24 protein-coding genes and 1 pseudogene are annotated in these 25,958 nt (G+C 35.2%); 1 reads left to right on the top strand and 24 read right to left on the bottom strand.

What is annotated here, in order from left to right:
• Positions 1 to 106: 106 nt before the first annotated feature.
• From AB9L17_RS12450 to AB9L17_RS12350, 21 genes and pseudogenes are all read right to left on the bottom strand, one after another.
• A pseudogene (locus tag AB9L17_RS12450) lies at positions 107 to 244 on the bottom strand (SDR family oxidoreductase); the annotation flags it as partial.
• Positions 245 to 610: 366 nt separating this feature from the next.
• A complete protein-coding gene (locus AB9L17_RS12445) occupies positions 611 to 1,039 on the bottom strand; it encodes a hypothetical protein (RefSeq protein ID WP_375199175.1) in 429 nt (142 codons plus the stop codon).
• A gap of 347 nt (positions 1,040 to 1,386) precedes the next feature.
• A complete protein-coding gene (locus tag AB9L17_RS12440; protein WP_068984263.1) occupies positions 1,387 to 2,535 on the bottom strand; it encodes a sensor histidine kinase in 1,149 nt (382 codons plus the stop codon).
• Entirely contained in the window at positions 2,535 to 3,218 is a 684-nt protein-coding gene (locus tag AB9L17_RS12435; RefSeq protein ID WP_068984262.1) for a response regulator transcription factor, read from the bottom strand. Before AB9L17_RS12435 ends, AB9L17_RS12440 begins: the two co-directional genes overlap by 1 nt.
• Before the next feature lie 201 nt (positions 3,219 to 3,419).
• Positions 3,420 to 3,833 carry a GNAT family N-acetyltransferase gene (locus tag AB9L17_RS12430; protein ID WP_068984480.1) on the bottom strand — a complete coding sequence of 138 codons (414 nt, stop codon included), beginning with the start codon at positions 3,831 to 3,833 and terminating at the stop codon, positions 3,420 to 3,422.
• Positions 3,834 to 4,889: 1,056 nt separating this feature from the next.
• Entirely contained in the window at positions 4,890 to 5,849 is a 960-nt protein-coding gene (locus AB9L17_RS12425) for an ABC transporter ATP-binding protein (RefSeq protein ID WP_068984261.1), read from the bottom strand.
• An 11-nt stretch (positions 5,850 to 5,860) separates the two neighbouring features.
• Positions 5,861 to 7,072 (bottom strand): ABC transporter, encoded by a 1,212-nt coding sequence (locus AB9L17_RS12420; protein ID WP_068984260.1) that lies wholly within the window; start codon positions 7,070 to 7,072, stop codon positions 5,861 to 5,863.
• A gap of 12 nt (positions 7,073 to 7,084) precedes the next feature.
• Positions 7,085 to 8,209 (bottom strand): ABC transporter, encoded by a 1,125-nt coding sequence (locus tag AB9L17_RS12415; protein ID WP_223554075.1) that lies wholly within the window; start codon positions 8,207 to 8,209, stop codon positions 7,085 to 7,087.
• A 346-nt stretch (positions 8,210 to 8,555) separates the two neighbouring features.
• Positions 8,556 to 8,948, bottom strand: coding sequence for an immunity 22 family protein (locus AB9L17_RS12410; RefSeq protein WP_223554071.1), 393 nt, complete (start codon positions 8,946 to 8,948; stop codon positions 8,556 to 8,558).
• Between the two features lie 183 nt (positions 8,949 to 9,131).
• Positions 9,132 to 10,412, bottom strand: coding sequence for an MFS transporter (locus AB9L17_RS12405; protein WP_068984257.1), 1,281 nt, complete (start codon positions 10,410 to 10,412; stop codon positions 9,132 to 9,134).
• A gap of 5 nt (positions 10,413 to 10,417) precedes the next feature.
• Positions 10,418 to 11,029 (bottom strand): TetR/AcrR family transcriptional regulator, encoded by a 612-nt coding sequence (locus AB9L17_RS12400; RefSeq protein ID WP_375200746.1) that lies wholly within the window; start codon positions 11,027 to 11,029, stop codon positions 10,418 to 10,420.
• A gap of 195 nt (positions 11,030 to 11,224) precedes the next feature.
• A complete protein-coding gene (locus tag AB9L17_RS12395; protein WP_375200745.1) occupies positions 11,225 to 12,763 on the bottom strand; it encodes a DHA2 family efflux MFS transporter permease subunit in 1,539 nt (512 codons plus the stop codon).
• Positions 12,764 to 14,150: 1,387 nt separating this feature from the next.
• A protein-coding gene (locus AB9L17_RS12390) for an IS3 family transposase (RefSeq protein WP_375199370.1) occupies positions 14,151 to 15,322 on the bottom strand; the annotation gives its coding sequence in 2 pieces (ribosomal slippage) (positions 14,151 to 15,061 and positions 15,061 to 15,322; 1,173 coding nt in all).
• A gap of 31 nt (positions 15,323 to 15,353) precedes the next feature.
• Entirely contained in the window at positions 15,354 to 16,262 is a 909-nt protein-coding gene (locus AB9L17_RS12385; protein WP_375200790.1) for a DMT family transporter, read from the bottom strand.
• Between the two features lie 10 nt (positions 16,263 to 16,272).
• Entirely contained in the window at positions 16,273 to 16,677 is a 405-nt protein-coding gene (locus tag AB9L17_RS12380; RefSeq protein WP_375200744.1) for a MerR family transcriptional regulator, read from the bottom strand.
• A gap of 239 nt (positions 16,678 to 16,916) precedes the next feature.
• Complete coding sequence (locus AB9L17_RS12375; RefSeq protein WP_223556682.1) at positions 16,917 to 17,360, bottom strand: hypothetical protein; 444 nt, start codon at positions 17,358 to 17,360, stop codon at positions 16,917 to 16,919.
• 580 nt (positions 17,361 to 17,940) lie between these two features.
• Positions 17,941 to 18,336 carry a VOC family protein gene (locus AB9L17_RS12370; RefSeq protein ID WP_068984252.1) on the bottom strand — a complete coding sequence of 132 codons (396 nt, stop codon included), beginning with the start codon at positions 18,334 to 18,336 and terminating at the stop codon, positions 17,941 to 17,943.
• 235 nt (positions 18,337 to 18,571) lie between these two features.
• A complete protein-coding gene (locus AB9L17_RS12365) occupies positions 18,572 to 19,258 on the bottom strand; it encodes a diphthine--ammonia ligase (RefSeq protein WP_068984251.1) in 687 nt (228 codons plus the stop codon).
• 134 nt (positions 19,259 to 19,392) lie between these two features.
• Complete coding sequence (locus AB9L17_RS12360; RefSeq protein ID WP_375200743.1) at positions 19,393 to 20,238, bottom strand: GIY-YIG nuclease family protein; 846 nt, start codon at positions 20,236 to 20,238, stop codon at positions 19,393 to 19,395.
• 147 nt (positions 20,239 to 20,385) lie between these two features.
• The gene (locus tag AB9L17_RS12355) at positions 20,386 to 21,573 is read right to left on the bottom strand and encodes a hypothetical protein (protein ID WP_223556677.1); all 1,188 of its coding nucleotides are present in this window, start codon (positions 21,571 to 21,573) and stop codon (positions 20,386 to 20,388) included.
• A gap of 113 nt (positions 21,574 to 21,686) precedes the next feature.
• A complete protein-coding gene (locus AB9L17_RS12350) occupies positions 21,687 to 22,511 on the bottom strand; it encodes a LysR family transcriptional regulator (protein WP_068984248.1) in 825 nt (274 codons plus the stop codon).
• 267 nt (positions 22,512 to 22,778) lie between these two features.
• On the opposite strand from AB9L17_RS12350, the gene AB9L17_RS12345 reads away from it, so the two are divergent.
• Positions 22,779 to 23,519, top strand: coding sequence for an SDR family NAD(P)-dependent oxidoreductase (locus AB9L17_RS12345; RefSeq protein ID WP_068984247.1), 741 nt, complete (start codon positions 22,779 to 22,781; stop codon positions 23,517 to 23,519).
• Between the two features lie 83 nt (positions 23,520 to 23,602).
• Here AB9L17_RS12345 and AB9L17_RS12340 read toward each other — a convergent pair whose 3' ends face one another.
• The 3 genes from AB9L17_RS12340 to AB9L17_RS12330 all read right to left on the bottom strand — a co-directional run bounded on the left by AB9L17_RS12340 (position 23,603) and on the right by AB9L17_RS12330 (position 25,734).
• On the bottom strand, positions 23,603 to 23,794 hold the full coding sequence (locus tag AB9L17_RS12340; RefSeq protein ID WP_068984246.1) for a hypothetical protein: 192 nt from the start codon (positions 23,792 to 23,794) through the stop codon (positions 23,603 to 23,605).
• A gap of 19 nt (positions 23,795 to 23,813) precedes the next feature.
• The gene (locus tag AB9L17_RS12335) at positions 23,814 to 24,224 is read right to left on the bottom strand and encodes a hypothetical protein (protein ID WP_068984245.1); all 411 of its coding nucleotides are present in this window, start codon (positions 24,222 to 24,224) and stop codon (positions 23,814 to 23,816) included.
• A 205-nt stretch (positions 24,225 to 24,429) separates the two neighbouring features.
• The gene (locus AB9L17_RS12330; protein WP_375200742.1) at positions 24,430 to 25,734 is read right to left on the bottom strand and encodes a PQQ-binding-like beta-propeller repeat protein; all 1,305 of its coding nucleotides are present in this window, start codon (positions 25,732 to 25,734) and stop codon (positions 24,430 to 24,432) included.
• Positions 25,735 to 25,958: the final 224 nt, after the last annotated feature.

The raw sequence follows: 25,958 nt of genomic DNA, 5'->3' as shown, positions 1-25,958 counted from the left end.
CATAAATAAATATAAAAAGCCCAATTTCTCCATATTAAAGGAAATTGGACTTTTATTAGTACTTCTGAATAGTACCCTATTCCGAAACTGTTTTAAGCCGTTAAAATCACCAGAACCCTCCATCTGAATGAATAATTTGTCCCGTAATCCATTCAGATTCATTACTTGCTAAAAAGACGACTAACTTTGCAGCATCTCTAGGTTCACCGAGTCGTCCCATCGGAAATTTCGATAATAAGAAAGAATACCTAATAGGCATTCGCTCGGTGAGTTTATAGTACATGAACCCAGCAATCCTAAAATGGTGTAAATTAAAATGGAAAATTACCCCTCTTTTAATGAAGGGGGAATCAATAACTCCATACAATTACTAAGCCATTAAAGAATATCTCCCATTAAAGTCCATGCTCCTTTCGTACATCTCCATGCTTATATGGTATCGCAATTACCAATTTTAGTAAAGAAATCCCAAAGAATTACTTTGCAAATTACTTGCCGTTTGTTCACTGGGCCTTCCTTCATTTATTGCTGAACAAAGTGAACAGAGCTGTTCGAAAGTTTCTCCATAGTAGAAGTAACTTTTGAGACAGCTCCAGGTACTCTCTATATGTTACTTATTTTTTTCTGCTTGCATAGATTCTGTTACTTTTTCAGCTTTTGTCAGTTTGCCTTCTTTTTCAAGCTGAGCAATCAATTCGTCTACTGTGATTCCTTTTTCTTTCGCCATCTCTTCTAAGTTGACAGGTTCGCTAGAATTTGTGACTTCACTAGTTTTGCTGGCCGTATCTGACTCAATTGTGCCTTCAGCTTTCGTAGATTCAGTTACATTAGCCGCTTTTGTTAGTTTGCCTTCTTTTTCAAGTTGAGCAATCAATTCGTCTACTGTGATTCCTTTTTCTTTCGCCATCTCTTCTAAGTTGACAGGTTCGCTGGATTTAGTAGTTGCCCACATGTCGTTGTTGCTAGCAGCATATGCAGATCCTGTAACAATCGATAATCCTAGCACCAATGTCGTAATTGTTAATTTTTTCTTCATCATAAATTCCTCCTAGAATGTTTTTAGTTACTACCCAAGATGTGTAACTATGTTAACCGTTCTGATTTTCGAAATTACTCTTAAAATGTTCATTGTAACCTTAGAGTTGGTTCACCTGTAATTTTTACTATCCCCCTATCTGATTTAGTCATCTATTTTCTTCACAAGAGAAAGTCTGCCATCGTTTGTACCACAGACTTCATCGGCATAGCTTGCAACCTTTCTACTTGATATCACCAGTTTATAATAATTCATGTTAAATCCATGTTAAGAGGAATAGTTTTTATAAATTCACAAAAAAAGGCTTTAAATAAACAGTTTTAGCTGCCATTCAAAGCCTTTTCTTTTTCTTATTTTATTTTGCCAAGCGTAATTTCGAAACAAGTACCGCCGTTTTCATGATCCGTAATTAAGATGTTTCCGTTATGCTTTTGTATAATACTATGCACAATAGAAAGTCCTAATCCTGAACCGCCCATTTCACGAGAACGTGATTTATCCACTCTATAAAACGGCTCAAATATATTCTTTTTTTCCTCATCAGGGATCCCGATTCCCGTATCTTTAATTTCAACGACTACCTGCTTTTTATCCGTTTTAACAGTAATGATTACCATACCACCGTCAATATTGTATTTAATACCATTTTCAACAATATTATAAAGCGCTTGATATAGTAAGTCGGTATTACCGTAAACAACGCTTTCATCGCAATCCAAATATAATGTAACATCTTTTTCTTCAGCAATATGAGAAAGCTCAGAAACAATATCTTCTAAAACATCCTTCAAGCAAATCGTTTCATTCGCAAGTTCATCATTCATATTTGTCATATTCAAAAGGCTACTAACAAGCTCAGAAAGTCGCTGTATTTGCTTTTCAAAAACATAAATCAGCGCATTATATTCTTCTGCAGAATGTGTATGTTTCTTTTTAAATACATCCACCTTTGTTTTTAAAACCGCAAGTGGCGTTCGAAGTTCATGAGCTGCATTTGCAGAAAAGCGACTTTGCATCATAAAAGTATCGTTTAGCTTATTCGTCATTTCATTAAAGGACTGTGTTAGTTCAGCTATTTCATCATTGGTTGAAGGAATGTCCATCGTTTCCGATAAATTATGTACAGTCCTATTTTTAATTTGACTATTTAGTATATCAAGTGGTTTTAACACTTTGCCCGATATATAGTATGTCAATACGCCACCACCGACTATAACTATAAGCAGATAAACAATACTATTCATCTTAAAGTCCGTTCTTGCTTGTTGTGATTCTTCAGATGGTGTAAGCATCATGACATCTGGTGGCGTTTGGAGACTGTCCATATTATTGTTATCTTCACCAACCACTTGTGCAGGTAGTAAAGTGGCTGCATCAATTCTTGTAGCCATTATACCAGCAGAAAAATTCAGTATTAATGTAAGTCCTATACAACAAATCGTTAATAAAATGATCATCATTACAGTAAATCGCAGCCGAATTGGCATTTTTTTGAACATCAAGCGTCACCATCATTTTTAGTTATAAAATACCCTTCACCAATCTTTGTACGTATTGGATCATAATCTAAAAGAACTTTCATTTTTTTTCGTAATGTAGCGATATGAACGCGAATAGCACCACTAAAGCTATCGGCATTTCCATCCCAAACGTGTTCAATCAACTCTTCTTGACTGACTACTTTTTCTTGATTTAGCAGAAAGTATTCAAGCAATGCGAATTCTTTTTTTGTGAGTATCAGCTCTTTTTCATCCACAAATGCGGTGCGTTTAGATAAATCAACATTTATGTTACCGCAAGATAAAAGGCTATTTTCCTGCACAAATTTTCGCCTTAATAAATTTCTTATTCTTGCTTCCAATTCTGCAAATTCAAATGGCTTAGTTAAATAATCATTCGCACCAATATCTAAGCCTTTAACTTTGTCGTTTACGCTACTTCTTGCACTAAGGATTAAGACTTTTAATTCGTTATTTTCTTCTCGTATCTTTTCTAAAACCTTTAATCCGTCCATTTTCGGAAGATTTAAGTCAAGTATTATTAAGTCATAGTTTTCAACGTACGCCAGTTCATAAGCATCTTCTCCATTACTACATGTATCAACTGCATACCCTTCAATTCTAAGTCCCTCTGAGATAGCTTCCTGTAAATCTATCTCATCTTCAACAACTAGAATTCTCATATCGTCATCACCTCATTTTCTTATTATAAAAAGGTTTGTGTTAAATCTATGTTAAGCAATTATTATCAAATAATATTTTATTTCTGTAAAGCAAGATTGTGGATAATTATATGTAAATCATAAAATGACAAAGACACCAAAGCAGAATCCTTGGTGTCTAAATCGTTATTCTTTCGTTGCTAAATGAGCTATTGCTGATCGCTACTTATTTGAAATTCCCGACTGCATTTCGTAATTTCTTACGAGCATTCCGTTTGATTTTATCATGCCAAAATTCTCGTAATAAGGAATTAAGTCATCATCACAACACAAATCAATCATATATATATCATCAAGTTCTTTTAATATTTGTTTTACTAATTCCTTGCCAATACCTTTCTTTTTATACGCTGGCAACACTTCAAGGAACGGAATGTAGGCAGATAGAACGCCATCGCTAATTGCTGTTATAAATCCTACTACTTGATTAGTGTGATCATCTATAGCAATAACCACTTTACTACTGTTTTTTAACAACTTTAAATGAGTTTGTGGATTTGGCGGATTTGGCCAATCAACAAAAAAGCCATTCAACATATCAGAAGAAATTCCATCTATAGATTTTTTATAAATCATCATATATCAACTCCTAAATTATTTAATAATTTTTTAGGGAGATGATCGATCAATTATAAAGTAACATCATTGCTACCTCCAAACATTTCCTGGGATACTATAAAATATTCTACTCAAATTCTAAAAATCCTTCTTTTTGTTTAATAAAATACTAGTATGATTAACCATTGTTTTACGAGATGAAAAGTATGAAACTGCAAACATCACAACAAAGTATATTCATGTTGTGATTTATGATAAATTCAAAGCACAACATCATTTTTTGAAATAGACTTCAACTGATAATGAAAGTATAGCAAATAATGGGAAAATTAAAAACAAAGATTTTAGATCGTTATTTTTCAATACCCACACGTTAAGACACACGATCAACACTAAACCGATGCTATTGAATAGGATAAAGTATAGTATTTTGTTTTTTAACCTATTCATTAAATAAAGATCAATAGGTGCTGCAACGATTATTGTAAATAAATAGAGACCTAAAAAAATGAATGCAGATACATGAGATTTTCAAACATTGTGAATCCGATTAATTCCGATTCTGGCTTCTCTTCAATGAATTGAATAATGAATGTAGTAACTAACGCCACTATCAAGGGTGAAAACAGGAGATTGTATTTTCTTTTCATTTAGTTACCTCGAATAATTATTATAAACAAGCCCTTACTAGAAATTTGTTTATGTAAATAATTATAGGTTATATGGTAATATTTTCAAAGTTTCACTATTGATCTCGTTTACTTTTGCCGTTTCAGCCAAACTTAAACAGATGCATTCGCTTTAGCACCAGCTTCACTAACAGAGAAAAGCAAGTTTGAATAATTACAACTTAAACTGGAATGTACGCAATAAAAAGAGCGAGAATTTTAAAACCTAATCCTTGTAGTTTTGCTTGAACCATCTTAATGTATATGGACAAGAATCTACAGATTTCAATTTCAAATATCCCTACTTTAATGTCTCGAAGTAAAGAAAGGCCTAATTTTATTGTCCAAATACAAGGGCGTAAAAGTTAGGACTTTCTTTTTTTAAATCCCTATATTAAGCTGATTTTTAGTCCTCATAATTAAAGTGGTTGTTCTTTTTTAACTGGCTGTCTCCAATGCTATCTTCATGATAATACATCGAATACAAATCATTTAATGTAACTTTCCCAAATGCAAAATCCACCACATTTCTCTCAACTAAAAAAGATGTAAGCGAACTTAATAAACTTGCTTCAGAACTTGGTAAATGAATTAGTGTCATTCCATTTGTAAGTGTTTGAAGTTCTAGATTTGGAAATAGCTCGAGAAGTTGTTTTATAGTATTACCTTCCATGTTTTTTACTCGAATAGTTTTAATATGCGATTGACTAAATCCTTCTATTACTTGATTGGTATTAACTAGCTTTCCATTATTAAATAAGTAAATTCGGTCTGCATATTTCTCTAAATTATCAAGTAAATGGGAGGCAATAATAATAATCTTACCTTCCTCCTTTTTCTTTACTAATATTTTCGAAATTATTTCTACATTATTTGGATCAAGTCCGTTCATTACTTCGTCCATCATCATAATTTCCGTATTTGAGACGATTTGCATTGCAAAGCATAAACGTTGGCGCATACCAAGGGAATACGTGCCGGTTTTTTTATTCACATAATGCCCCATATTTAATGCTTCGATTGTTTCATCAATCAGTTTTATATCGGATTGCCACATGGTTGCAAACATTTTTAAATGCTCGCGCCCACTTAAGTGATTATACAAGTCACTTTGATCTGGCATCATCGACACGAATTGATGAATTTTCACTTCATTTGATTTATTCGAGTAGCTTAGACCATCTTTGAAAACTACCTTTCCTTTCATAGGTTTCACATAATTCATTAATACATTCATAAATGTGGATTTTCCCGTTCCATTTGGTGCAACAAGCCCGATCATTTCTCCTTGCTCAAATGTCATTGAAATATCATTTAACACTTTATTTCCCCCAAATTGCACGGTTATATTTTGAACTTCAAGCATCTTTACGCCTCCTATTTAATTAGCTTATATCGCCTATTCAATGCAATCAGTATCATTAAAAAAATGATCACCCCTGCAAGTCCAAGTAACAGCTGTAATCCTAAAGTAAAATCTAACTGATCGTTCATATAATAAAAATTTCGCCTTTTTGAAATAATTTGTCCGACTTGAATGTAAGATGTCGGATAGTTTTGAACGTCCCAAAAATAGCCGACGTAACGGCTGGAATAAAAATTCTCGCCGAAAATAAGGAGCAAGCCAACAGCGAAATTTACCATCTCGTTGCGGAAGATAATACTGCATAATAGCACAACGTTGATCATGACGATAAACCAGGTAAAAAGCAAAATGAAAGATTGTCCTAAAAACGTACCTAATGTCATCATTTCAAATTTACCGTCCACACGCCAATCAAGATGAGCTGCATACACAGGAGATGGTAAATTGAAATTCCCAAAACCGGATTGTAAGCCTATGATAAAGACGCCAACTATAAGCGGTACAAATAATACCATGCTACCTAGTAGTGCAACGAACATTTTCACAAGTAGCTTTTTCCAATCACTAATCGGAAATCCCTTTAAAATAGATGGATGACGTTGATCTTTTTTAACAATATCAATTGATAAAAGAAGGACACAGACAATTAAAATAATAGGAAGTACACCCTTTAATAGGCGTTCGAACGTTTGAAGCGCTGTACGTTGTTCAAAAATTTCCAATGATAACTCATAATCTGCTTTCGAATAAGCATCATAACGGACAGCCTGCTCTAAATAGGCGTAAAAGGCATCATCTTCTGCATACTTGTTATTTTTTATAAAATACTTTGAGTTATATGAAAATACCTCATTTCTATATGTAATCGAATTCGTAAAGTAGTACCAATCGCTAGTTAAATCTGCATATTTTTTAAAATTGCCCTCATCTAATGCATCTAATCTTCCTTTATCTATAGGGTTAATTTCCTTAAATATTTCAATAGCATAAATAACGGAAGGATGTACATTATTTAAATCTTGTCCTTCCATATGATCTAAAAATTCCTGACGTGTTAAATAGCGCGCCTCAATTTCATCATAGTCAACTCTTTCTATCGGATTGTAAGTTGGCGCTATTTTAAATACATAAAAAAAGGTTGCAAAAGCAAGTAAAAAATAGATGGCTACGTTTTTCTTATTCGTAAAAAACTGCTTGAATTCAAATTTAAAATAACTCCACATGCTTAATACCCCCTATGCCCTATTGATTTTTCCTGTTGAGAAAAATGTTTTAATAACGAATAACATTAAAATAATACTTATACATATAATGATTAAGCCTAAATTCATAGTAATATCTACAGGCTTCGCTAAATCTACTGGTACGCCTAGTAAAATATCATTGAAATTCATGAAATTAAAAGGATTATAGGGTAATAAACTAATAAGAGATGGAAAAATCATCGGTAAAAAGAATAAAATAAAGTGTACAAATAATGTTAAATACATATTTTTCAGTAACACATTTAAAATAATCGACAATAGCATTACAAAAATTGAAATTAATAGCATATAACCAACGCTCATTGCAATATATTGAATCGTAGATATTAATGTGGCATTTCCTACATAGATCCCAACAGGCTCTGATGGGTTTCCAAGTCCATTTATGATCCACAATGGAATTGCACAAATAAAAATGAGTAAAATACTTGTAACTATGGTTAAAAAAGCAATGATGCATTTAGATAAAATATAGTGATCGAATCGGACAGGAAAGCCCTGAATTATACTAGAATGCTCAAAATCATCAAGCAAAATAGAACTTGTATGGAAGCTAATAAATATGTACCAGCCTGCTCCAACGTGTAAAAAGAAAAATAATAAAAACGGCATGTACTGAAATAAATTGGATATTGTATCCTTTCCCTCATCAACCATCCTCTTAAAATAAAGATAGTCCATCGAATTTTGCAATTTAGAAGGTAATAATTCTGCAACATTTTCATATCCTTCTAATTCGAATGCTTCTTGTCTTAATTCTGCAAGTTTAAGTGAAGTCTCATAATACATAGATTGTTTGTCCATCGTTAATGATGCTATTTGTAAAGCAATAGTGCTTTTTTGTTTAACTAAATTTTTATATAAGTCGCTTCCGTCACCTGTTTCTGAGGCATCTTTAATTTGAAACTTTGATAGTATAGCTTGTGCTGAATAATAATCACCCTTTTTCTCGACAATTTGATTACCAACGGCTTGTGCATTTATATAAAACATAAAGCCAAAAACGATCATAACAACAGCTAATAGTGCGACTAAATTTTTCCGATTCGCTCGCTCAATAACTAGACCTACTCTTAATGCTCTTAACACTGTCATCCTCCTCACTTATCAATGAAAGCATTTACAGTACTATAATAAGATATTATGAATATTTTTACAATTCTTACATTTTAGACGTTTCGAAGGAAAAGATATTCATTGTGGTCTCAATTAACTTATTAACCGCCTGTTTTGCGAGGAAAACTCACAAGTTTGTGGTACAAGAAAAAATCCTGCATTTATCAACACAGGATTTTTAATCAAACTTTTTTATAAATGTCGAGTATCTCTTGCCATTTGAGCAGAAGGATATTCCCAAGCAACTTAGAAACAGCTCCTTTTCTTGAGCAGAAACACCACCTATTACTAAGGAATTTCCTCCTCTTTTAACACACTTACTGCACTAAAAGTCGGTATCGAATAATCCGATATAATGCAGTCCATTATAAAGCTTGTTAACATCAGTAATTTCTATTTCCGGATCAAAATAATAAAACATTGTGTTTACTTTCTCTATTCCTTTGTGAATACAGATCTTTTTTATTTCAACCATCTTCTCACCCTCTACTGATAGTTCCTCAATAAATTCATCCACGTCTGTTAATTTATCTTGCCAGTAGACACCAATCCAATCCTCGTCATAAAATTTTTCATTAATATCCCTACAAAATTCACATATTTTATATTTTGGATCATCAATATCCATGTCTGGATCACTATAATCGATTTCAAAATACGCATTAAAAGTATCGTTATCTACGTTGCTAATTCCCATCCAAACATGAACCTTACTCATTATCTCCACTATTATTTGCAACTCACTTTCGTATGATTTATTATTCTGGCTTCCCTGTTAGAATTCGCCCCACTTAAAGCCTGAGACAATTGACTATGAAAACTACTCGATTGCATTCATAATTATTTTCCCTAGAAAACAAAAATTTACTTTTTTGTTTTCTGAGGAGGATATCCTTTCATTCTAAACAGGTATTTTCCTTTCATTTTCCTCACTTATTTTAGATTCTAGTGTTTTTGTTATTATGTAGAACAAAAATGTACCCGTTAATCCTAGTACAAGAAGCAATCCTCCCATATATACTGGAGGAATCCACTCCCCAACGATGATCAGCAGCGAAGAAACAACTATTGCTCCATAGATCGTCATACTATTAAAAGCCATATAGGTGCTACGAGCGTTTGGTGGTGCAATTTCCCCTATCATCGCTTGTTTAATAGGAACATACATCAGTTCACCAATTGTTCCAATAAACATAGCAATAAAAAGAATCAACACGCTATTTGTAAAGGCAAAAACACTAAAACAGATCGAAAATATTAACATCCCTGTAACTAAAGTCCAACGATCACGCCACTTTTTAAATACGAATAATACGACACCGGATAGGAGGACTACAAGAATTGTATTCTCCGTTCGAAGAAAACCTAGCATCTTTGTGCCATCAAGTATGAAATCTATTCCAAACAATGAAGCTGACTGATGAGGTATATCTTTTTCGAGACGAATCCCAATATAGTTAGTTAATGACTGTTCCAAAGAAAAAATAAAAATTGCTCCCAAAATATACAGCATAAACAGCTTATCTTTTAACACGGTAGAAAAGTTTTTAAACATCGCTTTTAATGCAAATTTTTGTGTTTGATTTGAAGTCTTAGAAGAAGGTTCGGGTGTGTAGGTTTCCGTAATAAAAAATAAGGTTATTAATACAGATAATAAAGAGATGAGTGATATCCCAATAAATAATTCGAATAAGTAATTTTTGAAAAGAAATGCGCCAATAATTCCTCCAATAGCAGTTGCTAAATTAGCTAACCAATAGCAAATTGTAAATACAACCTTACGCGATTCGGAATTAGTAATATCAATAATCATGGCCTGTGCTGCTGGTTGAAACATTCCACCCCAGAACATATTGATGATAAAAAATGCTGCAGATAAATATGGTAAGTCAAACCAAGGGGAATTACAAAATGCTATAAACAGATATGAAAGCAATAGACCCAGTTCAGAATAAATCATTATTTTTTTTCGACCTATTCTGTCTGAGACATGACCTCCGATTAATCCACCAATGACCCCACTTATCACAATGATAATAAGAATAATACCTGTTTTTGTAGCGCCGATTTTTTGAGAAAAATAGATTGCTAGAAAAGGTATGACAGCCATCGAAATAAGGCCGCCTAGAAATTGCATAGCTAGACGAAGTTTGACATTTGGATGGATCTCTCTCAAATTCATATCAATCACCCCTCATTAGTGATAGGACCAAATAATCTTAGTGCTTGTCGCGTTATATCCTTCCATATCAAGCTTGTAGATTCATCTACAAACGTTAAGCGCATCCCATTTAAGATGGATAAGTATGACTTAGCAATTAATGACGTTGGTTCTTCATAAAAGTAACCAAGCTTTTGCCCGACTTCAATAACTGGATGAATACTGACGATAAAGCCATTTACGAAATCGTTTAGTTCATTAAAAAGTTTTGGAAATCGATCAGGTCTCGCAAGAACCTGCTGAATTATACGAAGGTATTCATTTCTCTTTGAAAACAGTTGTACATGGCAATCTATCATTTCCTTCACGACTTCAAGAGGCTCACCTTTAAAGTGTTTTTCTATCTCGATAAAATATGTTTTGATTTCCTCCAATGGCTCTAAAAACGCTGATTCATAAAGAGCTTCTTTTGAATCAAAGTACGTAAATACAGTACCAAAACTAACGCCTGCCTCCTTCGCTATTTCGGCAACTTTTGTCTCTGCAAAACCATTCTCGCTATATAATTTGATTGCGGCGTTTAGAATAGTAGATCTTTTTATTTTCTTTTTTTCATCAATAGTAAGTTTAGGCTCCATTTAGAAACTCCTTTCAGAAAATGATTGACGAATCAATCAGATTATATTGTAATTTGTTTCCATTGTCAATTTAATTTCCAGAATTATTTTTATATTTTCAGTTCGATAAACCATGAAAGAAATAGTCTGCGCACAATTTCAAACAAATAAAAACGGGTGTTGCTTGAGGTAAGCATCACCCGTTTTCTAGCTTAATTATTGCTCATTAACAGTTTCTAAATGTTCCCCATCCGTCTTAACCTCGTGAGGAGGTTTAACTCTTTTAATAAAGAATGCAAGAATAAGGGCGATAACTGCAATTAATGTTGAAATGAAAAAGGTAAAATTAATACCATGTAACATCGCTTCATTCATGATGTGTTGTTGCATTTCAGCTGCAGCCTGTGCTGATGGTTGAACTGCATTTGCACTCATGTTTGCCATTGCGTCAGCAGCTAGTTCCTCTGCTTTTGCAGTCGTTTGATGGTTCATTACGGTAATCAACACCGCGGAACCAATTGCACCAGATACTTGTTGTAGTGTATTATTCATAGCTGTTCCGTGAGGATTATTATGCGCTGGCAATTGATTCAAACCATTTGTCATGACTGGCATCATGACCATTGACATCCCAAACATACGTAAAGTATACAGCAAAACAAGTGTAGAATAAGCTGTATCCATACTAATTTTACTAAAGTAATAAGTTGTCACAATGGTAATGGTCAAACCGATCACAGCCAAAATTCTTGCTCCATACTTATCAAAGAGTTTCCCTGTAATTGGCGACATAATCCCCATAACAATAGCTCCAGGAAGCATTAGTAGGCCAGAATCCATTGGTGAAATCCCACGAATTGTTTGTACATAAATGGGCATCAAGATCATGGCCGAGAACATTGCGACAGCAATGACAATTGAAATGGCCGAAGATAAGGCAAACATTGGATATTTAAAGATACGAAACTCAAGCATAGGCTCATCCAATCGAAGTTGACGAAGTGTAAAGGTAATTAAAGCAAGTGTACCAATAATAATCGTGCCGTAAACAAGTGGACTATCCCATCCTTTTTCCCCCGCGGAACTAAAGCCATAAAGCAAGCCACCAAATCCTATGCTAGATAAAACAAGAGAAAAAACATCAAGTTTAATAGCACGTTGTGGTGTTATATCTTTTAATTTAAAGGCTGCAAAAATTAAGGTTAAAATGGCAATTGGCAGAACAAGATCAAATAACATTCTCCAATTGTAATGCTCAATCAACCATCCTGAAAGAGTCGGACCAATCGCTGGAGCTGTAATCATAACAAGTCCAAACATCCCCATCGCTGCCCCTCTTTTTTCGACTGGAAAAGCAGTAAGCATGACATTCATTAATAACGGCATCATAATGGCGGATCCTGCAGCTTGAATCATTCGAGCCCCTAATAACACACCAAACGCAGGTGCGATACTAGCTAGGAACGTTCCTAAAGTAAACAATGACATGGCTGTTATAAATAACTTTTTATCAGAAAAGCGCTGAATAAAGAACGCACTCGCGGGTATCAAAATACCGTTAATTAGCATATAGCCCGTTGAGAGCCATTGCACTGCCGTGGCTTTCACTTCGAATTCTTCCATAATAGATGGAAGGGCAATGTTTAGTAATGTTTCATTTAAAATAGCAACAAAGGCACCAATAAATAAAATGGCAATCATGCCGTATGGCGCTTTTTTCTCTAAAGAATGGGTTTTCTCCGACAATAAAATCATTCCTACTTTCTATATAATTTCTATGTTTTTCATCACAATTACTTCTTTGTGAAGTCTCTCTAATTTGTTATCTCCATCCAACGTCCTTCAGAATTCTGGATGCAAACTACATAGGTCCTCCAATCTGTTTGCTGTTTTCTCCTGCTCAATTTTCGAATTCATAGCAACCACTCCTTAAAAAAATAAATATAAGAGTTGACGAAAGGATAGATTTCATTATATAATTAAAATAGGGATATCCAGCTGAATTTCATTTATATAATGTCTATCTATCTAAATTTAACACAAAAGATTATTTGTTTCAATGTGTTATACATAATTTTTTTGACTGTGGATTCTTTTAATTTCTATACATCTAACAAAGTCGGTTCCTTTTCGTACAGGAATTCGACTTTTTTTTAAACATTTTCTTAGTGCGTTTCCTAGTTTGAACTATTTGGTTTCTAATCTCCTTCAATCCATTTTAGATTTGGAGCTTCATATAATGATGCTGCCCCCATTAATTTGTCTTGTCCCCTATCTCAGCTTTTGACCGAGTCCTTTCATCCATTCTTCATGAAAGTGCACACGATTATTATACGGTAAGGTAAAGCTATAGCGAAGATCGTTTTTATCTAAAGGTTGTCGTTATTATATTAAACAAAGTTGACCTGGAAACATTCAAGAGTACATAAAACTCATTTGCAAGTTATCATTGAAAATGAGTTTTCTGAATCTAGCTCTATGTTTATTTATTTCCCTCAAGGAATTGGTAAATCGCCATCATGTTAGCTTCGTCACAAATGATTAGCCGTGAAAAACCGTGTGGGACACAAACACATAATAATGGTGTTAAAGGAGACAATTAAGAGAAAAACATAAAGTGAAAAAGGACGTGTAGGAGTGGATTTCTTAAATGGACAAGAAACATTTACTATGGTGTTTCTCTGTTTTAAATAAACTAAAAATATTTCTGATAAATTTCTTCCTATTGTGTTTTTAGGAATCAAGATCGATTGTACCTTAGCGTACGAAATTCGCGTTTTGTTGGTACTGTCGTTGTAATTCTTCAGCAATCGGTTGAAGTTCGTCAAGAATCGAAAGATCCATAAAAAACGCCCTCCTTTCTTATGATTCTACAGAAAGGATAACGTCTTTTTTGCTTTATGGGTAGTGTAAAACCTTAGCCTGATAGTGATGTGGTGCTACCCATATATAGTCTTTATCTAAATTTATTCTTATAATGAAGCTGAAACTTTTGTTTTCTTTTCAAATGATACTATGTCAAGAAAATGGACAGGGAAAATTGAGATTTTGCTTTAAATCTAAGCGCGCTATCGCTTGCTCGCCTCACAAACAATTTAAGGGGCGTAACCCTTAAATTATTTGTAAGGTTAAAGGGGTTTAATTATATGACCTTAGTTTTCTGTGAAGTTTTGAAATATTGCTTTTCGTATGCAATGGGCGACATATAATTTGTAAAAGAATGGATACGCTTGTAGTTATAAAAACTAACGATGTATTCAATGATACTTTTCTTGGCTTGATCTCTCGTTTTATACTTTTCATGAAAAACTAACTCTCTTTTGATGACGCTATGAAATGACTCGATACATGCATTATCGTAACAGTTTCCTTTTCTGCTCATACTTGTAATCATTTTGTTAGTTCGTAATACTTGTTGGTATTCCTTCGACGCATACTGGCTCCCACGATCTGAATGATGAATGAGCTCAGGCGTTGGAGTCTGAGTTCTGATTGCTCGTTTTAAGGCGAGGATCACTAATTCCTTTGTCATTCTCTCATCCATTGCCCAACCGATGATTCGTCTTGAAAACAACTCCATAATCGTTGCTAGATAGAGCCAACCTTCACTGGTCCATATATACGTAATGTCAGCTACCCACGCTTGTCCAGGGCGTTCTACTTTAAATTGTTGGTCTAATAGATTTGGATATACCGGTAGATTATGTTTTGAATTCGTCGTCGCTTTGTATTTTTTCACTGTTTTTGAGCGAATGCCTTCTTCTTTCATAATTCGCGATACTGTTTTTTGCGATACAGAGACTCCTTCTGAATTCAATTGTTTTGTGATTTTCGGACTACCATAATTTCTTCTTGAGTCCAAATACACTCGTTTTATTTGGCTTGTTAACTTTTCTTTCCGTTCTTTTTGATTACTCTTTGATCGGTTCAGCCACTCGTAGTAACCACTTCTTGAAACACCTAATACTTCGCACATCTTTGCCACACGGAATTCATGTCGGTGCTGTTGAATAAAGTTGTAAACTACTTCCGGTCTTTTGCAAAGATGCCCATAGCCTTTTTTAAGATGGCATTTTCCTCTTCTAGGTCACGTATTCTTTTTTCTAATTCTTTATTTTCCTTATCCTCAGGCTTTAAATTCCCACTACCAACAAATGCAGCTTCGCCATCTTTACTAAATTTCTTTACCCAATTGTGTAATGTCTGTTCTGCAAGATCCAGCTCACGTGCAACCTCGGCAACCCTCTTGCCACTTTCAACTAATTGTACTGCCTCTAATTTAAATTCTTTGTCATAACTTTTTCGTTTTGTCATCTTAGACACTCCTCGTAAATTGTTAAGATTATTATACTTTATAAACTCCCAATTCTCTGTGTCCATTATTTAGACTAACATCAAAACGTAAGAATCCAGAAGCTGTTAGAACTCCTAAAATAACTAAACATGTACCTACTATTTGAGGTAATGAAATAGTAGCACCAGTTATGATAGAAAGAATCATCGTGACTACTGGAACTAAGTTAAAAAATAAAGACGTGTTACTTGCACCAATAGTAGCCATACCTTTATTCCACCAAAGGTAGCCTAAAACGCTCGTAAATAGAGCCATGAATAAAATAGCACCCCAAGCTGAGAACGTAACGTAAGATAAAGGGTGAGGACTTGGTAAAAAGACCGCTAGTATCGTAAGGCAAAGAGCCCCAATTACCATCGTATACGTGGTTGTCTCCATTGAAGAACTACCATTTAAATATTTTCTTCCTAATACACCGTATAAAGCCCAACATATATTCCCTGCTAAGATAAGTAAATCACCTTTAGAAATAAATAAAGTTCGAATAATTTCTAATGAACCTTGAGTAAGCACTAATATAACACCTACTAAAGCAAAAGCCATGCCAAGCATTTGCTGTTTTGTAATCGAATTTTTTAAAATAAAATATGAAAAAAGTGCAGTTACTAAAGGATTAGTTCCCATAATCAATGCCCCATTTAAAGGTGAAGTATACTTCATCCCTAAAAAGAAAAAAGCGTTGAATCCAAAGATGCCTATAATACCAAGTAAGATATACATTTTCCAATGAGTCTTAATGATTCTTATCTTTATTTGTTTTTGAAATCCCAAGATAAGTACCAAAACCAATGCAGCTATACCAAATCGCCATGCTGCAGCACTTGCAGCTGAGAAATAGTGAACAGAATACTTAGCCAGGTTGAAAGTAGCCCCTGTAAATACAGCAAAGCCTATTAACATAAGATATATCTTACTCTTCACCTTTTAAGTCTCCAATCATCGTTTCATATGTCTCTAATTTCACCTTCGCCACATTCATAACCGTTTCAATCTCTTGTCTCTGCTCTTCTAAAAGGAGTAGGTGTTTCTTTAAAATATCTACTCGGATTTGAATCTTTTTTAACTGGATGTCATTAGAATCAATATTTTCTAGAAGACAACCATCCTTTAAAAATTCTTGGATATCTTCTAAAGACATCCCTGTTTGCTTTAACATTTTCATGAATTTAAGTAATCTAATTTCACCTTCTGTATATCTTCTTTTCCCACCTTTTCTTAATGGAGAAGACAGTAGACCAATCTTTTCATAATAGCGCAAAGTATGAGCCGTGAATCCTATTTTTATAGCCGCTTCTGATATACTATACATTTTCATTTCCTCCTTTCTTTACATGCTACTACTTAGACTTAACTCTAAGTCAAGGATTAAATGACAACTAGAGGAAGAAATAATAAAAAGGCACGGAATTTTTCCGAACCTTTTCGTTTAATTTACATAAATCTCATTATCAGTAGTCAATAATGAATAAAATTTTCGTTATGTGGGGATTTTGATTCTTTAGCTTGATGGCGATGTGGTGCTACCCCATACCCATGAAGTTAAGTGATACTATGTCAAGAAAATGGACAGGGAAAATTGAGATTTTGCTTTAAATCTAAGCGCGCTATCGCTTGCTGATCGACGACAATCCGACGAACGGACGATAGTTCCAGCCGCTTATGTCCAATTGTCATACAAGGGGGCTGCTGTTCGAAAACAACGAGCCTCCGCTTCGTACCGAACGTCACCCGATCCGACGTACGGAACGCTTGTTTAGCTGTCTGCCATTTGCGTACCTTCTCCGCATTGCGCTCCCGGTTGCAGTCTAGCAAGTAATTCGCCACAACCACTTCACGCGCATAGTCTTCCAAATCGAGCCGGTATATCCCTTTGGCAGTGCGTACATCGTATACGGACATCCACGAAGTGATCAAGTTATTGCGGCGGTAGTATTCCTGATCCTTCATTGAGATGTGATACTGCAAAGTCCCCCAGTTTTTTCGCCTGCTATTCTTCATTCTGTTCACCTCTGCCGACTGAATGATTGCTACACCATGACGTAATAAATCGTTGAAGTTAATATACCATAAGTGGTACTGTTAGGGAAATGTGGTAGCAAATGAGTTCATTTAGAGGTCTAATAAACAAAAAAGTACACCACTTTTTATGAGTGATGTACTAAAATTATTTAATATAATGTGTGACATTAAAGACAACCCCTTGATACTACTGTTTTGTAATACATTCACTTGTCTTTAATTTTACAGAGTAAGGTAGCTTTTCAATATCAAAGGTGATCACTTTATATTTTTTAGATAATTGTTCAACTTGATAAACAAAAGTTGTGCATGTCAGTCATGGAGGATGAATAAAGACAATGGGCTTCCCCTCACCCTTTACATGATTGTATAAGCTACTACCTTCTACAACTAACATTGGCACGACTATTCAGCCCAGATAATCAAATACTTTTAGCATGCTGATTGGTAGTATGTATTTTAAAGAATAATACTATTCGTTTTGTTGTGTTAATTTGGGTTTTCAGTCCTAAATCCTTGAACTACTCCCACTCATAGAGGTGAGTGTAGTTCAAAGATTCTATTTTGCATTTACATCAGGTTGATGAATGCCAAAAATATTGCCTTCGGTATCATGATAGTATCCTTGCCACGCCATTCCAGGTAGTGCATACTTTGGCATTGCGACCGTGCCGCCATTCTCGATAATTTTAGCTTCCGTACTATCGTAATTTTCCACACCCATGGTACAAGCAAATCCATTCAAAGCTTGATTTGTTTCAGGAGGAGAACTTTGACGTTGCATTAAAGCACCATTGATTCCAAGTTCATCGTCATTACCAGTCACTGCACCAAAGTAAGGCATTCCGGCATAATCACTCCAATCTTGAAAGGTCCATCCGAAAACCTCTCCATAAAATGCTTTTGCGCGTTCCATGTCACTTACATGAATTTCAAAATGAACTAATCTTCCCATAATTTCCTCCTAAATATCCGACTACATTGACTATAAATTATTTTAAGGAGAAAAGGAAAGAAATAACTTGCGAAAGAAGAAAAATACTTCAAAGGCTACAATATTGATGGGCTTAGTAAATCGCCTTTTTGACAACTTATTTCGTGAAGCGGCCTATTTTGCCATTTCACCTTAAAAAGCTAATATATGAGCTGAAGCAAAAGGGTTTAGTTCATCCTCTCGCTCTTCCTTCGTTCTAAACTAGCTCTAAAGGCAAAAAAGCATATTCCCCGTCTTTAATAATATCCCCTTTACGAACTGGAATCGGATTTTTAAAAATTGGCCCATTTAATACGGTAGTATGGAACTCTCCGCCTTCTCCGCAAGGGTCAATACCACGAGCTTCAAGCTCCTTCACGTATTCATGGGTTAACGTCCGCCCTAAATCTTCCTCTCGCATTCCCAATGATAAATTTACCGTTACAAGGATCGTTACAAATCCTAAATTTATGAATTCTTCAACAGCTTCCCGATGGTTCATTTCCCATAAAGGCATGCCAAGCTTTAATCCAGCATTGTTTGTAACCTTTTCATGCCAACAGCCATGTGCAGGCATATCTAAGTCGCCAGTTACTAACACCTCTGCACCTTGATTTTTAGCATTTTCTAAAAGGCGCATAAATTCTTTTTCATAATCAGTCCAGCTTGAAGCGGCAGTATAAACAGGCAACCCGATAGACTTTGCTTGGGCACATATAAGCTCTGGAGGCATTCCATGAGATCTAGAACGTTTCCCTTCTTCCTCCAGCATGACGATCAGTCCAATCGCTTCCCCAACCTTCGCTGCTTTATATAGAGCTAAGACACTATCCTTCCCTCCGCTAAAAGAAGCTATAAATCTATGCCCTCGAGCATTGTTTTTCCAATCTATACATTCTGTCATAATATCTTTCTCCTTTATTCTAATTCCTTGTTCTCGCTCCCTACTAATAGCACCACTAATGAATCTAATAAGTTATTACTAGATTCATTTATTTTACCGTGTACATTAGCAAGCATGTCTTCACCTCAATGTCTTTAATGATGGTTATAGCCAAATGGAATGGTTTGTAGCTTCTGTTTAAAACTGTTTTCAATTTCAATCGCTTCTAATGCTGTGATATCTTTTGGAAGCACTTTTAAAATTGTATATTGGAACTGTAAATGCGCTTTGGGATTGTTTGCATGTAGCTGCTTAAAAGCTAGATTGCCTCCATGAATCGTTGTCGCATAATCTGACCATCGACCGAGTAAACCGTTTTTATTGTAGGAAGAACCGATATATATTTTTCCGTTAGAGCAATCTGTGATAGCGTAAATCGCATTAATCGAGCTTAAAGCAATATGCCAGTCCGCAAATGTTTGAGGATCATCCACGATTTGTTGTAGCTTATCAAAAGTTAATAGAACATTTTCATATCCTGGAAAGACAAATTGACTCGTATTAACTAGCTGCGTGATGAATTTTTTATTCGTTCCTTTTTGATACCATTTTACAGCAGCTTTGCCCCATTCAATAAATAGTTTATTTTCATAAGGACTTAATGGATCATTTGGGATTTCAAATAAAGGGTGCATGATTTCATCTTTATAAGGCTCTAGCAAAAATGGCGAACAATCATCGGAAACATTTGGTACCTCTCCATGTCTCACTTCATACGATGTTAAATACTTAGCAGTTGTACGATCATCTGCTGAAAAGACAATCACATTATCATAAGCATCAAAAAAATGAAGCGGTTGTTTTTGCGTATATTCACGTAAAAATCCGTCGCGATACGCTTTGATAAATCGCTCGTGTTTTAATGAATGACGAATAAGTAATGTTTTATTCATGTTATAGTTGCAACGCTGTAATAAATCAGATAAATAGAAATGAGCCATTTTCTTATCCCCTTTTTAAAAGTTTATCACTTTGTAAATGCTATGCTAATTCGTGCTTTATTTTCGATCCTCTCATTAGTTTACATAATATATTTATTGTTTTATGAACAACTAGACAAGATCAAGCCTCTGGATGATGTCACGAATTTACACTTTTAACACAAAGGTTTTCTCAGTCATCGAAACCAATTCACCTATTAAATTTCCCATTTCTTTTATGCATATTGACGGTTCATCAACAGCAGGTTGATTTGCTAGTTCTAAATAAAATATGGTGTTTTCTTCATCCACTTTTTTAATTACAATTGGTTGATTTATTGTCATGACATCATCTTTTACTTGTAGCTTTACAAATGTTTTATGGAATGTCAGCTCATTCATTACAACCATATTCATTGGATCAAATCCTACAACTTTGATAGAACCGATTGCTACGATTTTTGAGACATTTTTCTTTGTAAAATTTTCGATTTCCTTTTGCTTACGTATATCCATTTCTTTCGATAACTGAAATGCTTTTTCACTGATTTCAATGGATGGGACCCGAATGGTACTAACATACTGTAAAAGGATTTCAAATAATGGCTTGGATGTACAGAAAAAATCTTTCTTCCAATTTGGTTCAAATATATCGAGCAATAGGCAGCACGTTAATCCAGATGAATAACAACTTTGTCGAATATTCAGTGTCGAAGCTTCAATATCGTGCAGATCATGGATAAAATCACTCAGTATATCATCAGGCATGACGTTTTGATAAGCCTGATATTCTACATAAAATGCTGTGCCTTCAATTGTTTCAAGAAAATTTTCATACGCTACATATTCTGGGAATTTCTCTTGTCTACTTTTTCTAAAAGATACAAATTGTTGAGTATAGTATTCTTTTTCATATATTTCTTGGACGTTAAGTGCATTCCATAGTGCGATCCTTTCTTGATTTCTTATTTCAATATTTTCTGGGTGATTTGTATATGTAGCGCCCACTACTTCATTGGCAAACCTTGATTCCTCATTAAGATATTGAAAACCATGAAATAATTCATGCACTAAAATTGAATATAATAATTCATCTGTATCGTAATATGAAATATCGATAATAGCAGTAGGTATTTTCTCAAATAAGATAAGTGTACACCCGTTGAAATCATCCGTTTTTTCAAGAACTACATATGATTTAGGATTATGATCTGTATAATTAGGATGATTAAATAAATAGACAATCCTGTCATTAAAAATTGCAAAAGGTATCATTTTAAACCCTACCCAATAATCATGTAAATCGAATGCTTTTAAATACTTTTCTAAAGTGCTAATTCTTTCAACAATATGCATTTTTATCTCCTAGTATTTATGTCGTATTCAACCTTTATCAATTCATACCCTTTAGCTTTTTTAGTAATTTTGAGCAGCTATTAATCTTTCAATAACTCGCTGTATAGTAGAAGTTATATCCTCTGTAAAAAATCAATAAATTTCTTTAGACTTTGCGATTGCTGTTTTCTATGTTTGATAATGAAGTCTATCTTGATTGTTTCAGAAAGCTCCTTATATTGAATTGATTTTTTTCGACTATTTGCGACGTCTGCAGGTATTATACTGATCCCAAGTCCATCGTGAACTGCTTGAAGAATAGATTCTAGTGAATCAAACTCTAGTATGGATTGATTCTCTTTGAAAAGATCCAATGTTTTATTTCTATATAGGCAATTTTTATCACTATTTACAATTAAAGTTTGACGATGTTGCTTTTCACAATCTTTATTTTTAGGTGAAATAAGTGCGAGCTTCTCAAAATAGCTATAAACGGTTTCAAACCGTGCGTGATTACATGGACCCTTTATAAAAACACCATCGAGCTCTCCAAAAGTAAGCATGTCTTGTAACTTTTCCTGATCATTCGTTTTTACTTTTACATCAATATTTGTTTGTTCACTCAAAAAAGAAGAAAATAATTGTGGTATTTTAACTGCAGAAATCGTTTGAGAAGCACCTATTGCTAGAGATTCTCTCCATTTTTTAGGATTAACTAATGACTTGGCTTCATCCATTAAAAGCATTATTTGAATTGTATACTCTAGTAAGACTTCTCCCTCCTCCGTTAATGTTACTCCTCTATTATTACGCTTAAATAATCTTACCCCCAGTTCTTCTTCCAACGCTTTAATACGCTGACTAACATTAGGTTGTACATAACCCAATTTTTCAGCAGCTTTTGATACTGACTGTAGTTCTGCAACATGTTTAAAAATCCACAAATCATGACTTTCCAAGAATTATATTCCTCTCATTGATATCATTTAAAATGATACCTTCTTCATTATTCAGTATTATACACTTCATATTCATAAAAATATAATAGAAACATGATTCATCACCAAAAGTTGTGGGAGACATCATTTGTTAGCCCGAGACCTTGCAGCGAAACTGCTTATCGGACGCCCCTAGGAAAGCGTACGGTTGGAACGGAGATCAACCACACGTCATAGTGATGAGCTAGAAACATATTAAAAATCCAAATAAAGTAAGGATGTTTTAGCATGGAATTAAAAGATAAAGTAATTTTAATAACGGGTGGCGGCACTGGTGTTGGAAGAGCAACAGCTGTAAAGTTAGCAGCTGCAGGTGCAAAAGTTGTCATTAATTATAGCCGTTCTGAAAAAGAAGCTTTCGAAGTTGTAAATGAAATTACACAGCTAGGAGGAACTGCTGTCGCTTATAAAGCAAATGTGGCGAATGCAAAAGAGGTGAATGATTTAGTATCCTATATTGCAGAAACTTTCGGGACGATTGATGCATTAATAAATAATGCGAGTATTACTGCTCAAATAGCTTTAGATGATTTAGATGCTGTAACAGATGAAATATGGGATTCCCTTTTCAGTGTAAATGTGAAAGGAATGTTTCATTGCGTAAAAGCTGTTGTTCCTTATATGAAGAAGCAACAATCGGGTGTGATTGTAAATATGGGGAGCGTAGCGGGAATGACCGGAATAGGCTCATCAATCCCCTATGCAGCAACAAAATCTGCCATTCACACAATGACTAGATCGTTAGCTATTGCATTAGCGCCTTCTATTAGAGTAAATTGTATATCTCCTGGTGCAATTGAAACGAGATGGTGGTCTGGTAATGAAGATAAAATGTATCAACTTGCAGGTAACTTACCACTGAAAAGAATTTCAACACCAGATGATATTGCAGAGGCTATACTATTTCAATTGACTCAAAAATCAGTGACAGGACAAGTTTTTACAATTGATAATGGTCAAACACTTTGAAATGTTAAACACCCTCTTATTCGATTGGTAAGAGGGTGTTTGGATAGTAGTATGCCTGAGCAAACCAAACTGTATGTTTCGCTTCATTTCCACAGCAAATACACTAAATATCTGCTCCGAAATGGTATTTTGATGAACAAATAGTCTTCAAAAAGCGCATCAACTGTTTCTTGGTCGTATGCTTGCTTCAATTCCTGTAATAACGCTGGCACATTCTCTCCAGAGCCCTTTGGTTCTGTCAGATTTCCCCATACTGCACTCGTCAATTCAAGCAAAACATACACTTCTCTTTAATTACCACTCACGCCAATCATCTGTTAACTCATAACGCCCCAGATTCTGGCTTTTAGCAAGGTCATCAACATCAAGTCCACAATGAATCAGCACTTGGTCAAAATAGTCGCAAAGCTCCTCTCGTTCTTCAGTTTCAATTAATCCGCCTCCACCCACCTCATTAATCTCATTTAGGGCAAGTACCGCCGTTTCAATAGATTTCATAATTGCAGGATAGCTATCTGGGTGATTTGGTAGTTTCGCAATGGATGCTGCATACTGCTCTAGCACCATTTCTGTCTGATGAATAAAACTATCTGGAAACAATTCCGCGTAAATACAGTCATCTTTCTCAATCAATCCAGCAGTAAATTCTTCCTCTTCTTCTCTTTTAGCATTGCGCCAGCGTGATGTTGGTCGAATATCTTGCATAGTCCATTCCCCTTTATCTTGAGTTTCTAATTAGTAAAAAATCCCTCTATAAAAGCCTTTATAATATAGAGTATTGCGTAGATCGTAACAGTTATTTTAAACATGACACACTACCATTCACGTTCCTTAATGCGTGTCTTCAATATCCATTTACATATGATGTTGATAAAAAAACCTTATCGTTTCGTCGATTTTGCCTATAAAACTACCAGTACAGTGGTTGTTGATGATCCCAGAAGATCCAGCGGTACGATTCACGTATTGAGCTTGTGCTAATCTCATACGGACTTGGCTCTGTACTAGTCAAATCAAGTACATGTAGCGTTCCATTGTATGTACCGACAAGCAATATTGTCTTCTCAGAGTTTAATGCCATACCACTAATTGTCCCAGATACGAAGTAACGCCAAAGTTCATTCCCCTCCAAATCAATCATTCGTAAATAACCATATGCGTCACCCATAATGTTGCCCCCTTGCACTGCAACACCGGCATATACACGCATACTATTATCTATTGAAGGGGGTTCTTGATTATTGTACTGTTCTAGATCATGGAGTGAAATACCTAGCGTACATCCATTGTAAAAATGACATGTATTGAACAAAACATGCTCATCATTGGCACTGAACAAGCTGTAATGCGGATAACTCGACATCGGTTCAAACGAGTGGGTAACATACTTTTCCATATCCAGCAACATATGCTCGCTGTCTTGACTTCCATAAGCCAGCCATCTGCCGCTTCGCGAAACAGTTCCATGTGGCATCGCTAAACTTGCTGTCAAGTCATCATCTTCCCTTGCCCACTCCCGTATATTTTCCACTGTCGGGTGTAACAAGAGGGCACCTGTTTCCTCAATCAAATAGATGCCGTCATGCGACACCATCAACAACTTCGTGCCATCAGCGAATGGAATGACATCTGCGCTTCGATAGCTTTCTGGCTGTAAGGTCTCAATGTTGGGGTATTTTTCGCGCAATTGGTCGATGATTGTCGCCCATGTGTATGTAGCCAGCAGAGCACCGTTCAACTCTCGATCAGGCTCGCGTACGATACGAACTCCTTGGTCATCCATCAAAGCAATGTCGCGCCCATCCGCAGAACAACTTGCCGCTTGTACATGCTCGATACGGTTTGCTTCCTGTTTATCCATCACATAGACAGTGCGTGATAAATCTTCATTTTGCGCTGCAACAAGGAATGCACCATCACGTAGAAGCGCAATTGGATAAACAGCTCGCATTAGTTGGCCGTGCGTTTCCTGAAAAGGCCAAGAAGCAGCTGGAAACTGTTCACGGAGCGTTTCTAGTTCCTTTGTTCTATTCGCTTCTTTAATAAATTTATACACTTGCGAAGCTAATTGTCTTCGTGAATCTTCAGATGGCTCCTCTCCAGGTGTCTCCCAGTTGCTTTCTAATCCTCTGCGCACGTAGGCATTAATCTCACTTGCATAACGTAACCCCTCATCTCGCCATTTCTGGGATAATTGTAAAGTATCATTTGTCATTGTAGTAGTCTCCTTGTTAATTAACTGACCTAATCATGTTTTACGCTTTTCTCATTATTCTGAACGCATCCTAACCGAAGCCAACTATCCGGCATAAGACCATCACATTGAAATCGGATTGAGGCTCCTTTTCTAACAGATAGAAGATGCCATTTCGCGTCCATCCTCAGGTAAAAGCCCATAGTCGCCATGCAGCAAACGCTACACCCCAACCATCACTGACA

It is taken from the genome of Lysinibacillus sp. RS11 (genome assembly GCF_042019215.1).
GTDB classification, from domain to species: Bacteria; Bacillota; Bacilli; order Bacillales_A; family Planococcaceae; genus Lysinibacillus; species Lysinibacillus xylanilyticus_A.
The sequence above is the reverse complement of the archived record's forward strand: the minus strand, read 5'-3'. Positions and strand labels throughout refer to the sequence as shown.

What these genes read in the sequence shown, in the direction of transcription:
- AB9L17_RS12335 (WP_068984245.1), bottom strand. Translation starts at nt 24,224, where the DNA reads ATGCAAGATATTCGACCAACATCACGCTGGCGCAATGCTAAAAGAGAA.
- AB9L17_RS12410 (WP_223554071.1), bottom strand. Translation starts at nt 8,948, where the DNA reads ATGAGTAAGGTTCATGTTTGGATGGGAATTAGCAACGTAGATAACGAT.
- AB9L17_RS12355 (WP_223556677.1), bottom strand. Translation starts at nt 21,573, where the DNA reads ATGCATATTGTTGAAAGAATTAGCACTTTAGAAAAGTATTTAAAAGCA.
- AB9L17_RS12425 (WP_068984261.1), bottom strand. Translation starts at nt 5,849, where the DNA reads ATGCTTGAAGTTCAAAATATAACCGTGCAATTTGGGGGAAATAAAGTG.
- AB9L17_RS12445 (WP_375199175.1), bottom strand. Translation starts at nt 1,039, where the DNA reads ATGATGAAGAAAAAATTAACAATTACGACATTGGTGCTAGGATTATCG.
- AB9L17_RS12380 (WP_375200744.1), bottom strand. Translation starts at nt 16,677, where the DNA reads ATGAAAATGTATAGTATATCAGAAGCGGCTATAAAAATAGGATTCACG.
- AB9L17_RS12360 (WP_375200743.1), bottom strand. Translation starts at nt 20,238, where the DNA reads ATGGCTCATTTCTATTTATCTGATTTATTACAGCGTTGCAACTATAAC.
- AB9L17_RS12330 (WP_375200742.1), bottom strand. Translation starts at nt 25,734, where the DNA reads ATGACAAATGATACTTTACAATTATCCCAGAAATGGCGAGATGAGGGG.
- AB9L17_RS12400 (WP_375200746.1), bottom strand. Translation starts at nt 11,029, where the DNA reads ATGGAGCCTAAACTTACTATTGATGAAAAAAAGAAAATAAAAAGATCT.
- AB9L17_RS12415 (WP_223554075.1), bottom strand. Translation starts at nt 8,209, where the DNA reads ATGACAGTGTTAAGAGCATTAAGAGTAGGTCTAGTTATTGAGCGAGCG.
- AB9L17_RS12420 (WP_068984260.1), bottom strand. Translation starts at nt 7,072, where the DNA reads ATGTGGAGTTATTTTAAATTTGAATTCAAGCAGTTTTTTACGAATAAG.
- AB9L17_RS12405 (WP_068984257.1), bottom strand. Translation starts at nt 10,412, where the DNA reads ATGAATTTGAGAGAGATCCATCCAAATGTCAAACTTCGTCTAGCTATG.
- AB9L17_RS12345 (WP_068984247.1), top strand. Translation starts at nt 22,779, where the DNA reads ATGGAATTAAAAGATAAAGTAATTTTAATAACGGGTGGCGGCACTGGT.
- AB9L17_RS12375 (WP_223556682.1), bottom strand. Translation starts at nt 17,360, where the DNA reads ATGAAGAATAGCAGGCGAAAAAACTGGGGGACTTTGCAGTATCACATC.
- AB9L17_RS12440 (WP_068984263.1), bottom strand. Translation starts at nt 2,535, where the DNA reads ATGTTCAAAAAAATGCCAATTCGGCTGCGATTTACTGTAATGATGATC.
- AB9L17_RS12430 (WP_068984480.1), bottom strand. Translation starts at nt 3,833, where the DNA reads ATGATTTATAAAAAATCTATAGATGGAATTTCTTCTGATATGTTGAAT.
- AB9L17_RS12365 (WP_068984251.1), bottom strand. Translation starts at nt 19,258, where the DNA reads ATGACAGAATGTATAGATTGGAAAAACAATGCTCGAGGGCATAGATTT.
- AB9L17_RS12395 (WP_375200745.1), bottom strand. Translation starts at nt 12,763, where the DNA reads ATGATTTTATTGTCGGAGAAAACCCATTCTTTAGAGAAAAAAGCGCCA.
- AB9L17_RS12370 (WP_068984252.1), bottom strand. Translation starts at nt 18,336, where the DNA reads ATGGGAAGATTAGTTCATTTTGAAATTCATGTAAGTGACATGGAACGC.
- AB9L17_RS12435 (WP_068984262.1), bottom strand. Translation starts at nt 3,218, where the DNA reads ATGAGAATTCTAGTTGTTGAAGATGAGATAGATTTACAGGAAGCTATC.
- AB9L17_RS12385 (WP_375200790.1), bottom strand. Translation starts at nt 16,262, where the DNA reads ATGTTAATAGGCTTTGCTGTATTTACAGGGGCTACTTTCAACCTGGCT.